Below are 12,132 nucleotides of genomic sequence, written 5' to 3'. Positions count from 1 at the left end.
CTGCAGTATGAAACAAAGAAATACAACTATATCTATAAGAATACCCGTTTTTATTATCCTGGCAGGCTTTGTATTAATGCAAACTGCCTGCCGTAAGGGACTCCTTGACCAGGACCCAACCACCGAGATCCTGATATCCCAGTACTGGAAAACTGAAGCTGATGCAACGTATGCACTGATGGGAGCCTATGCTTCCATCAGGCCTTGCTTCGATCGTGATTATTATTTCGATGGCCAGGGTGAATATTTCCGCGACCGCAGTGGCACCAACAGCGCCACTAACAATAACCTGCGCCTGGGTGATGCGTATTATAATGGCAATTACAACCCTACCGGTTATGGCGGCTCGTTCGATAAAATGTTCAAGTACCTGTATGGCGGGGTTAACCGCGCCAACTATGTAATTGATAATGTAACCAACATGTTGCAAACGGCAGGCGCCACCTCGGTGCCCAACCTGGAAAACATTATAGGGGAAGCCCGCCTGTTGCGTGCCCTTTGTTATTTCAAACTCATCAGCATGTGGGGCGATGTGCCTTTTCTCAGCCACACGGTGAGCAGTAGTGTAGATGATGCCAATGTGGAAATCGGTGATCTGGCCCGTATGCCTATCAGCCAGGTAAAAGATTCCATTATTGCCGATCTTACCTACGCCTATAACAAACTGCCGGCACCCTCTACCAACGTGGCAGTTGGAAGAATGGCAAAAACAGCGGCCCTTGCCTTACGTGGTAAAGTGTATTTATACTGGGGTTCCTGGAAAAAGAATGGCTGGCCCGAGCTGGAAGGTTTTACGCAGAATGCGACAGAAGCGACTGCCGCCTTCACTGCCGCAGCGGCCGATTTTAAAAATGTAGCCACCAACTTCGGACTTACCTTATATAAAGGCGGTGAGCCGGGTGATATTGATACGCTGGGCAAAGCCGATAAATTACCCAACTATTATTATTTGTTTACGCCCAAGGCCAATGGCGATCCGGAAAACCTGCTGTATTTTACCCATGGCGGCACCGGCACCAACCAGGGCGAAGAACTGATGCGCGACTTTGCCGGCCGTTCGCACGAAGGGTCACAATGCTGGGTATCGCCCCGTTTTGAAATAGCCGATCGTTATCAATTGCTTACTACTGGTGATTTTGCTCCCAAGCTGGTTGGGCTGAACCCCACCACCGTGGCAGATGCCCGCACCCGGGTTAACTCGGCAGTCAACCCTGCCAGTTATGCCAACCGCGACTACCGGTGTAAATCAACCATTGAATGGGATTATGAAATGAGCCTGGGCATGGTATCCCTGGCGTCAACAGGCATGTGCCCCTTTATCTACAAAACATGGGGCGCCAATGTAACCATCGGCGGCCAGAATTACATCACGTATAATACCGATGGTTCCAATTCGGGCTTTGTGTTCCGCAAATTCGTTCGCAACTATGCCGGGCAGGGCCGGAGCGATGGCGATTACGCCTGGCCGGTAATTCGTTTGGCCGATGTGTACCTGATGTATGCCGAAGCCAGCAACGAAGTAGGTGGTCCGCAGCCCGATGCGATTGACCTGGTGAACAAAGTACGGCACAGGGGCAACCTGCCACCATTGGCCGCGGCTAAAACATCCGGTGCCGGTGTTTTCTTCGACGCTATTGAACAGGAAAGAATAGTAGAACTGATCGGGGAAGGACAACGCTCCTTCGATCTTCGCCGCTGGCGCGTGATTGAAACAAGATGGGTAGGCCCGGGCAATGCCGCCGGTGTATGGCGCTACGATACCTGGGGGGCACAGGCGCAACGGTATTTCCAGAACACCTCCTTCCGCGAATACCAGCAGGATTATATTTTCAAGATCCCGCAATCGGAAAGAGACAGAAATCCGAATCTGACGCAGAATGTTCCCTGGAGGTAACCAGTTAATCAGTTCAAAGTTTCAGGTTCCAGGTTGAACCCGAAACTCTGAACTCGGAACTCTGAACTTGGAACTCAAAAAAAAGAAAAAATGAAACGTATAATCATAAGCACCTTAATAATACTAAGTGTCTTCTCTTGTAGCAAAGACCATCCCGTAGACGGCGATGGCTTATTGATAACAACCCGGCAGGAGTGCTATGTAAGCAATTTTGAATTGCTGGGCGCTGATTATGTAACCGTATTGACCAAGCAGCCGGTTATTGATACTACTGCCCAAACGGTAAATGTGACCGTGCAGTTCGGTACCGATCTGAAGAACCTGTTCCCGCAGTTTACGCTGGCCACCGATTGCAAGCTGGATCCCAAGATCGTTGGCAAAGTTGATTTTTCCGATCTGGCTAATCCCAAACAATATACCGTGATCTCAGGCAACAGACAGATCAGCAAAACGTACCAGGTTTTAATAACTGTTCAACCACGATAACGGCAAACGGCAAACGGGAAACGGCAAACCGCCGCAGCGCGGATGAAATTTGTCGGGAATCCTGGCAGTAGTTCAGCCTTTCACGTTTCACGAAAAACATACAAACTATGCGACTTCAACTTATAAATACAATAAGCACTCTGCTACTCGGGGGCCTGTTTTCATTAAGCAGCTGTACCAAAAAGGACTACAAGATCCCCACGCCAAAAGATACGCTGCAAAACGATTGTATAAAAAGAACGCAGGGGCCTAATATAGTTGGCCAAACCATTGAGTTTGCCTATGCCATGGCCATCATTGCCGAAAAAGGCAAGCTTACCAATGCCACCGTGGAAGCTTCCATCGATGGTGCCGTTGGCACCTGGATGGAAAATAATTCGTACTACACGAATAATTCCGGGGTTGATATAGGCATCCCCGTAGGCAGCGCGTCCGTAACCAGTAAAAATGTAACCACCGTTACCTTTAATAAAGACACCAATGCAGCTACGCTGCGGTATTACTATGTAATTCCTGAACAGGCCCGTGGACAATCCGTATCCTTTACTTTTTCAGCTCAAAGCAGCGATGGTGAAACGGTCTCGTATAAAATGGGACCGTATACCATTGCAAAAATGGACATGAAAAAAGGGATTAATCTTACCGATGGCGGACTGATGTACATCTCCATCGCTGATATGGCGGCGTACAATGCAGCGGATGCCGCCGCCAGGGCCGGCAGCATTGACCTGGTTTACCTGTACCGCAACATTACCACCAGCGCCTTTAACTTCGCCCTGGTATCGCCTGCCGCCGATCCGCAATATTTACCGGGTGTTACCCTGCCCACCGGCGTAAACAAAAGCACCTATGTAAGAAAAGTATTTAACCTGCAGGATTACAACCTGGCGCAGATGCAGTATGGGATCTATATAGACGACCCCGATTTTCAGCAACTGAATATGACAAACGATCCCAATTACGCCATCAACCTGAAACAGGAAGCCGGCGTATGGGTAGAAACCACCGATCATAAATACCGCGCCTACGTTTATTTTAACACGGCCAGTACTACTACCAAGAATGCGGTGGTTGGTATTAAGCGGTATACATTGTAGTAGTCAGTTGTGAGTTGTCAGTTGTGAGTGGGTTCCCGACTTGTCAGATTTCTGAATAATCGCGAGTTCACTCACAACTCACTACTGACAACTCACTATGCAACTTTTCATGACAAAACCTCACTAACAGATTTAATCTCCACTTCAATCCATAAACGCAACTAAGTAATCGATTTTAAGACGCCATTAGTAAACTAACGGGATAGTTTTAAGCAAACTTTATTAAGTATGCGAAAAAGTTACACCCAACCTGTACTCTTATTTATCATGTGCGTATCCTGTATTACGATGGCTTGTCATAAGCCCAATGACAGCTCCGGTAATATTACCGGCAACTGGAGCACCGCCCCCGATTTCCGAGGCGATTCAAGAAGCGAAGCCGTATCGTTTGTTATTAATGATATCGCTTATGTATTAACGGGCGTATCAAAAAACGGCAACTATAACGATATGTATGCCTTTGATGTAACCAATGGGAACTGGGCCAAAAAAGCACCGGTTCCATCCATGGGCCGCAACAGCGCGGTAGCGTTTGCCATCAATGGAAAAGGTTATGTAGGCTCCGGTTACCACAGTGATACTAAAAGTGATGATAACCTGAAAGACTTTTGGGAGTATGATCCGGTGGGAGATAGCTGGACGGAAAAAGATTCACTGCCTGGCGATGCCCGGTATGATGCAGCGGCATTTGTAATTAATGGCAAAGCGTATGTATGTGGCGGCTATGATGGCAACAAGGCATTTAATGATTGTTTTGAATTTGATCCTACCCAGCCCAGGGGATTTCAGTGGAAAGAAAAAGCCAGCTTTGCACACAAGACCTACCAGGGCGTTGCATTTACCTTAAACAATAAAGGTTATTTAGTCACCGGCACCAATAATTCCGAAGTTCAAAAAGAACTGTACGAATACGATGCCGATCATAACCAGTGGACCACCAAACGTCCTTTGTATAATTTCAGCAATGATTCCTACGACGATCACTATACAACTATTGCCAGGCAGAATGCCGTAGCCTTTACCCGGGATAAATATGCGTATATCGCCACGGGTATAAACGGATCGTATGCCGCCAGTACCTGGGCTTACGATGCCGATGCAGATACCTGGAAAGAGTATACCGGCTTTGAAGCCAGGACCCGCGAAGGCGCTGTTGCCTTTACCGTAAAGAACCGGGCCTTTGTGTTAACCGGCCAAACCGGTACACTCTATTTGGATAATATGTTTGAGTTTAATCCGGTTACTCCTAAAGTAGATAATGATTAATATGTAATAAGCTAAAAGCCCAAAGCTGAAAGCCTAAAGCGGTGTTGCTTTAGGCTTTCAGCTTTAACCTTTAGGCCTGCTGTTATTATTTCGGTGCAATAATTAACTCAATAGCATCATTTGTCCTGGGAGCAGTAACTGTAAAATTGATCCTGTATATATTATCACCCCATTTTTCTTTTACGCCTACGTCCTCCATGGAAGTTAAAGCTACCTTTTCAACAGTTGGTTGCATTTGTTTGGGATTGTATTGAATAACCATGTCTTTTGGATCGCCTTTTTGAGGCGTGCAATGTATAACCAGTTCGCCCGGTTTGCTAACCTCGGCGGGGTAACAGGTCATCAGGTGTTCGGTAATGCTGTTGGTGCTGTTTAGTTTGTAAATATCTTTCACTACCACATTCTTACCGCGGTTCAGCCTGATGGAGCGTTGCCAGCTGGTAGCAGCGGCTTGTTCGGCATAGGCATGTGAGATGTCCAGCGACAATTCCGCAAACGACTTGCCTTTGTTATACGCAACGTTCTCCGCCTTGTATTTGGCGCCGGGCAGTTGATTGGCGCCATTGATGGTGGGCGTGTTATGATAGTCGGAACAGTTGAACCAGATGTCGTAGCGTTTATCGCTAAACGTTTTCCGGGTGTAGGTGCCGCGGCCAACATCTATAAGCACTGGTCCGCCATTATAGTAAACAATGTAATTGCCCACATCGTTGTGGTTATGGCTTTCATCGTTGTGACCGCCCTGGGCGGCTACAAACAAGCCGTCGGTACTGCCGTTCTTATCGCGGGCTATCATTACCTGGATGCCGGGGAACCAAACATCGGCAGGCAGGGGCAGGCTTTGCGCCGATTGTTGAAATTCGTTTTGCATAAACATTTCAAACAGGTTCCTGAAAAAATGGAACCGGCCTATATGCCCATCATCAGGCCGGCGGTAATAAGCGCCAAACTGCATCATACTGGTATCGTGAATGTCTTTTCCAAAGCGGTAGATCATACTGGCAGCCATACCCGGTTGCGGATCGGCATCGGCAAAATCCAGCCAGTATTGCTCGCTTATCTGTGCCCGGTAAATGAAGCGGGCCATATTCTTTACTTTTTCATTTTCGTATACATACGTGAAGGCATTATTGGTGGCCAGGTTCAGCATGGAGATATTATCATACAACGAAGCCGCGGCGGCGCCCCAGTAGCCCGGGCCCTCATCACAACCCCCATCCTGCGGATAGGGATTTACAAACTGGTCCAGCACATTCAGTAGTTTAGCTACCATGGCCGTGCGTTTGGTGGCGTCTTTTTCCAGCAGCAGGGCGGCGTTCAGCCAGTTGGAACAGATCCACGGGTTCCAGTTGTTTGGCGGACGCCCGTTTGCCGAGGCGGCCATCCAGCCATGCGGTTTGTTCATCAGCGGTTGAAAGATGCGGTTATTGGTTTCATAGTAAATGCGTTTTCTGATCTGGGGCGATACCGCATCCAGTTTGTCACCCAAAAAGTAATCAGCCCATGCCAGGTAGGTAACCGTTTCGGCGCCGAACAGTTCCACAAAAGGTTGCGAAACATCCATCAGTCCGGAGTGGTCCTTATCACGCGGCAGGTGAGCAGAGGCGCCCCACCACGATTCTTCACAAATGCTCCAGATGCCATTGATAATGGGGTCTATAAACCGGCCTTTGTTTTCAAATACCTCGGCCATGATCAACGTGCCAAGCACAAAGCGTTTTTCAAAACTGATTCGTTCGTAGGAGGCCCGGTCGCCGGTGCGCTCAATAAGCAGGGAAGTGGTGGCCGGAATGGAAGGCCATTGATAAGTAAGATAACCGGCAGCCTGTTTTATGCAGCCCTGCATGGTGGCCTCATCTACCTTAACCCAGCCGGCCCGGTCGGTAATGCGGGGAAAGGGTGTCCATTTGGCCAGCGGTATTAGTATTTCCTGCAATTGCTGGGTAGTATACTTTGCACTCAACAGGTTTTGCTGTGCGGTTGTTTGCAGGTGCCATCCAAGGATGGCCAGGAAAAGCATCGTTTTTTTCATATAGCAGTAAGTAATTAGGTGAAGCCTGCCCGGCGTCATTGGCGGGCGCTCGTTAAATTTAACCCTTTAAGATGGACTGCCACACAAAAACAGTTGCGCCTGCCGCCCGCTTTTTTACGAAAACGTTTCAGTAAATAAATCATCTTATTCTGAAAACGATTCCATCAATTTTTACCAAGTTTGAAGCGCTTAAGCCATTGAAATTTCCGTAAACGATTGCAGTCAATGAAGACCCCCAAGCAGACCAGTAAGAATTCCATCCAGGAGTTAGCCAAAGCGCTGAAATTATCGCCAGCAACCATTTCCCGGGTTCTGAACAATCACCCGCATGTACATACCACTACCCGTAACCGGGTAATGGCCTTTGTTGAAAAAACCGGGTATACCCGCAATATAATGGCTTCGGGCTTGCGTACCAACAGAACCAATACGGTAGGGTTGATCGTTCCAAAGTTTTCGATGTTTGTGCATACCGAAGTGATCACCACTATCCAGAGCGGCTTGCATGCGCATGGTTATAACCTCATCATTTGCCAGTCGAACGATTCTATTGAAATGGAAAAAGACCTGGCGCGAACGTTATATGCGTCCCGGGTTGATGCGGTGATTGCCGCCTGCACTTTATTTACAAACGACTTCAGTCATTTTGATATTTTAACGGAGAACGATATCCCGGTACTGTTTTATGATCGGGTGCCGGTGCAGCCTTATCCCGCGTGTATTGTAAAGGGTGATGATTTTCGCGGTGGCTTTCTGGCAGCCTCCCACCTGATCCAGTTAGGTTGCAAACGCATTGCCTATATCTCGGGACCGCTTACCTGTAATATTTATATCGATCGTTTTGCCGGTTTTGAAAAGGCCATGACCCAGCATAAGATCTCTATTCATAAAGACTGGGTGTTTTATCACGAGTTAACGGCCGACAATGCCCGTAAAACCATGTACCGCTTGTTTGCAAAGGCGCCATTCCCCGATGCCATCATGGCCGCCAACGATGTAACCGCCATTACGGTGCTCGAATACGCCAAGGAAGTAGGCATTAAAATTCCCGGGGATTTGCGCATCGTCGGTTACTCCAACGATCCGCGCTCAGCCATCATCAGTCCCTCCATAACCACCATAGAACAATTCCCCGTGAAAATTGGCAAGGTGATAGTAATGGAAGTACTGAAACGCCTGAAGAACGACAACGGCAATGATGTGTTGTCGCCGGAACCTATTATAGTACCGGTAGAACTGATCAGGCGGATGAGTACCTAAGCCTTCAGTAATTCACGTCTGTTGATCATCAGGTAGCTGATGGCTATCAGTTGGAAAAGAACTGCCGGCAAAACCGTGCGTCTTAACTCAATCCCACCAGAAACAGCCAGGAACAAGGCAAAAAAGATGGAAGTAAAAAGAAGGATGCCAGCAAAAATAAGTACCTGTTTACCAAAGAGGGATAATGGCCTTTTGACTGCAGGGCCCGTTTTCCTGCGCCTTTGGATAAACCAGTAAATAAGGGTTAACCCGGCAAGGGCAATGGCAAAGTATACGCCGTTCTTTTTAAGGATAGTTATAAATGGGCCATAACAAATGTCAAGACAGGTAAGCCCTAATTGGGTGTCCTGCACATATCTTTCAACAGACAAACCCACCAGGTTGATTGCGTCTTTACTTCTCTGGAAGTAAGCAATCTTAAATGCCCTGTTTATCGTATCCGCATAAGCTTTGTCGTTAACTTTCAGCACCTTTAATGCCTCCATCGGTGCTATTAGCGGGTCGCTGTTGTATTGGTCTTTAAGCAATTGAATGTCGTCAATAACCCGGCTGGTAAAACGGGCTTCTTCTGGTGTAAGGCCTTTCTTGTCCTGGACTCTTGCTTTCAGCTCATCCAGTTTATTGGAGTTGGCAAGCAGGTACACGATATTGGCTGAAGAAGAGCTCTTGCTCATATTGTACTTATAGCTGAAGACAAAAGCGCCGGTAGTTATAATAAACAGCACTAAGGCTGGTATTCTGGCAGTGCGGAATGCTTTACCGAACAAGGCCATCACGGCAAACAACACACTGCAGCCCACAACGAAGAGCATGATCCAGGGTTTTAACAAAGTGCCAAGCAGGGCGATGGCCAGGGAATATATAATAATCGATACCAGGGATGTAGGACGTTTGGGAAAAAAAAGTAAGGATAAGAAAATAACGATCCAGATCTCTACTGCAAACAGAATGGACTCCGTTAAACAGGCGCCGCAATAACTCCAGGTAGCGGGCAGCAGGAAAAACCCGATGAGGATCCCAATATTTGTTAGCGAAAATAGTTTTTTGTTGGGGCCGCAAAGCCGGAAGAAACTCAGCAGGCTCAGGATATTGATAAAGAAACAAACAATGCTTTGTTTCAGGTGCAGGGTGTTTATTATGCGAAGTAAAAGCGGAAATAATAAAGGCCGGCTGGTAGAATTATCAGTCAGGTGATTGGCCGTTTCCAGGTACCCATCGGAATCGGGCGAAAGTTTCACAGGTTGAACACAAAGTAAAACCAGCCAGGAAACAAAAAGAACAACAGCAATGAGTTGGAAAAATGTTGTCCGGGGTCGGGTGGGGATGCGTAACATGTTCAAATGTAAAGAAGAAAACATAAACACGTGGAAAATTTATATTACTTTCACACCCCTATTTCATGAAACACGACACTGTTAAACTCAACAAGAAAGCGATTATTATTGGTGCAGGACCGGCTGGTTTAACAGCTGCGTACGAACTACTTACACGCACAAACATAAAACCCGTCATCCTGGAAAAAACCGGGGACATCGGGGGCATCTCCAAGACCGTAAACTACAAAGGCAACCGCATCGATATCGGCGGACACCGGTTCTTCTCAAAATCAGACAGGGTAATGGATTGGTGGTTCCAGTTTATGCCGCTTGATAAAACAACCGAGGGCGAAGTAAATATTAACTATCAAAACCGGTCGCGTAAATTATATCCTGCTGAAACGGCAGGCAAAGCGCCTGTTGACAAGGACAAGGTAATGCTGTTGCGCCGCCGGTTGTCGCGCATCTATTTCCTGCGTCAGTTCTTTAATTATCCGCTCAATTTGTCGGCCGGTACCCTGCGCAAACTGGGGCTTTGGCGTACTATAAAAATTGGCTTCTCTTACACCTTTGCCAGGCTGTTTCCGCGGCGGAAAGAAAGAACGCTGGAAGACTTCATGATCAACCGGTTTGGTAAAACCTTATATAAAACCTTCTTTAAAGATTATACCGAAAAGGTTTGGGGCGTTAATTGTAACGAAATTTCTGCAGAGTGGGGCGCGCAGCGGATCAAAGGCGTATCCATTACCAAGGCAATAGCGCATGCACTGAAGCGTAAGAACAACGACATCCGGGATATTGCGCAAAAAAATGTAGAGACCAGCCAGATCGAACGCTTCTTGTATCCCAAACTGGGACCCGGCCAATTGTGGGAAGAAGTTGCCCGGCAGATCGAAAGCATGGGCGGTGAAATCATCTTCCATCAAAAGATAACAAGTTTAGACAATCATAAAGGCGGCGTTACAGCCGTTCACTCCGTAAATGCAGAAACCGGGGAATCGAAAACCTGGGAAGGCGATTACTTTTTCTCTACCATGCCCGTAAATGAATTGATTGGTGGCATGTTAGGCGTACCGGACGATGTACGGGAAGTTGCGGCTGGTTTGTTATACCGCGATTTTATTACGGTAGGTTTATTATTAAAGCAATTTTCTGTTCCCAATAAATCTACAGGCAGTTATCAAAATCTTAGCCTCGATGATACCTGGATCTATGTGCAGGAGAGAGATGTAAAAGTGGGCCGCCTGCAGATCTTTAATAACTGGAGTCCTTTCCTGGTAAAAGACCCCACCACCAGCTGGATTGGGATGGAATACTTTTGCAACCGGGATGACGAGTTCTGGAACCAGAGCGAAGAAGTAATTAAGGAAACCGCCATCAACGAACTGGAGAAGATCGGACTTGCCCGGAAGGAAGACCTGTTGGATGCCACCGTGCTGCGGATGGAAAAAACCTATCCGGCCTACTTTGGCACCTACGACCGTTTTGATGTTATCAGGAATTTTGTTGACGGTCTTCAAAATTTATATCTCATCGGCCGCAACGGCATGCACAAATACAACAACTCCGACCACTCCATGCTTACTGCTATGACGGCAGTAGACAACATCGTTGCCGGCATTGCCGATAAATCAAATATCTGGTCTATCAATACGGAGATGGAGTATCATGAAGAGGACAAAGAAATGAAGAATGAAAAATGAAAAACAGAGAAATGAACTCTGAACTAGGAACTCTGAACTTATTTCATAGTCGACTTCCGCGCAATCAACTTCGATTGAATCACAATACTCTCATCAGGCAACTGAAAATTTTTCTTCTCCAGCTTCTTCAACAACATACTTGCCGCTTCGCGGCCCATTTCAAAAGCAGGCTGGGTAATGGTAGACAGGGAAGGATTTAACAGCGAGGCCGTTTGCAGATTGCTAAAGCTAATGATCTTTACATCACCGGGAATATTCAAACCCAACAAGTCACACAACTCATAACCGGCAATGGCGTAGCGTTCAATGGCAGCAAAGATGCCATCAGGTTGTTGTTGTTCTAACAGATCTCTAATCAGTTTAACATCCTGTTCATCATCATTGGTGCATTCGATCAACAACGATGCAGCCGGCGTAATGCCATTATCCTGAAGGGCCTGTAGATAGCCTTTGGCCCTTTTACTGCCAATAGACAGGCTTTGAGAAATAGCCAGGTGGGCAATGCGTTTGCAACCCTGTTCTATTAAATGACTGGCTGCCAGGTAGGCGCTTTGGTAATCATCGGTAGTAACTTTTACGGTGTTGAAATGCTCACAAACCCGGTCAAAGAAAACGATGGGCAGGCCTTTGTCCTGCAACTGATGCAAATGAGTATAATCAGTTGTAGTGCTGGAAACGGAGATCAGCACGCCATCTACCCGGCCGGTGTGTAATAATTTGGTAAAGGCCACTTCGCGGTGAAAATCTTCGTGCGATAAATAAATGATCACATGATAGCCTTTTTCCTGGGCTACCGATTCAATGCCATTGATGGCCAGGGTAAAATAGTTATTGGCAATCTCCGGTATAATGACGGCGATGGTTTTGCTGTTCTGTTTTCGCAGAAAACTGGCATGGGGATTAGGCTGATAGTTCAACTCTTTGGCCAGGGCCAATACCTTGTCCTTGGTTTCCTGGCTAATGTCGTAACTATCACGCAATGCCTTTGATACGGTAGCTATTGATAAATTAAGAAGCTGGGCCAGCTTTTTTATGTTCACTGATTCCATGAATACCTGGGCTTTTCACGCATAAATTA

The 12,132-nt window shown here is 47.0% G+C and carries 9 protein-coding genes; 6 read left to right on the top strand and 3 right to left on the bottom strand.

The features are described from left to right. Positions 1-7: 7 nt before the first annotated feature. From NIAKO_RS25820 to NIAKO_RS25805, 4 genes are all read left to right on the top strand, one after another. Complete coding sequence (locus tag NIAKO_RS25820; RefSeq protein ID WP_014221399.1) at positions 8-1,894, top strand: RagB/SusD family nutrient uptake outer membrane protein; 1,887 nt, start codon at positions 8-10, stop codon at positions 1,892-1,894. Between the two features lie 90 nt (positions 1,895-1,984). Continuing rightward, positions 1,985-2,380 carry a hypothetical protein gene (locus NIAKO_RS25815; RefSeq protein ID WP_014221398.1) on the top strand — a complete coding sequence of 132 codons (396 nt, stop codon included), beginning with the start codon at positions 1,985-1,987 and terminating at the stop codon, positions 2,378-2,380. A 107-nt stretch (positions 2,381-2,487) separates the two neighbouring features. After that, positions 2,488-3,477 (top strand): DUF4466 family protein, encoded by a 990-nt coding sequence (locus tag NIAKO_RS25810; RefSeq protein ID WP_014221397.1) that lies wholly within the window; start codon positions 2,488-2,490, stop codon positions 3,475-3,477. Between the two features lie 228 nt (positions 3,478-3,705). Further along, entirely contained in the window at positions 3,706-4,743 is a 1,038-nt protein-coding gene (locus tag NIAKO_RS25805) for a Kelch repeat-containing protein (RefSeq protein ID WP_014221396.1), read from the top strand. A gap of 85 nt (positions 4,744-4,828) precedes the next feature. Here the strand turns inward: NIAKO_RS25805 and NIAKO_RS25800 are convergent, their stop codons facing one another. Beyond that, positions 4,829-6,775, bottom strand: coding sequence for a heparinase II/III domain-containing protein (locus tag NIAKO_RS25800; RefSeq protein WP_041347315.1), 1,947 nt, complete (start codon positions 6,773-6,775; stop codon positions 4,829-4,831). 225 nt (positions 6,776-7,000) lie between these two features. Between NIAKO_RS25800 and NIAKO_RS25795 the strand changes: the two genes are divergently transcribed. Next, entirely contained in the window at positions 7,001-8,035 is a 1,035-nt protein-coding gene (locus NIAKO_RS25795) for a LacI family DNA-binding transcriptional regulator (RefSeq protein ID WP_014221394.1), read from the top strand. Here the strand turns inward: NIAKO_RS25795 and NIAKO_RS25790 are convergent. Continuing rightward, positions 8,032-9,273, bottom strand: a complete 1,242-nt coding sequence (locus tag NIAKO_RS25790) for a hypothetical protein (protein ID WP_133055300.1) — start codon at positions 9,271-9,273, stop codon at positions 8,032-8,034. The genes NIAKO_RS25795 and NIAKO_RS25790 overlap by 4 nt on opposite strands. Positions 9,274-9,434: 161 nt before the next feature. On the opposite strand from NIAKO_RS25790, the gene NIAKO_RS25785 reads away from it, so the two are divergent. Beyond that, on the top strand, positions 9,435-11,054 hold the full coding sequence (locus NIAKO_RS25785) for an NAD(P)/FAD-dependent oxidoreductase (RefSeq protein ID WP_014221392.1): 1,620 nt from the start codon (positions 9,435-9,437) through the stop codon (positions 11,052-11,054). Between the two features lie 38 nt (positions 11,055-11,092). Here the strand turns inward: NIAKO_RS25785 and NIAKO_RS25780 are convergent, their stop codons facing one another. Further along, the gene (locus NIAKO_RS25780) at positions 11,093-12,103 is read right to left on the bottom strand and encodes a LacI family DNA-binding transcriptional regulator (protein WP_014221391.1); all 1,011 of its coding nucleotides are present in this window, start codon (positions 12,101-12,103) and stop codon (positions 11,093-11,095) included. Between the last annotated feature and the right edge of the window lie 29 nt (positions 12,104-12,132).

It is taken from the genome of Niastella koreensis GR20-10, assembly GCF_000246855.1.
Lineage (GTDB): Bacteria > Bacteroidota > Bacteroidia > Chitinophagales > Chitinophagaceae > Niastella > Niastella koreensis.
The sequence above is the reverse complement of the archived record's forward strand: the minus strand, read 5'-3'. Positions and strand labels throughout refer to the sequence as shown.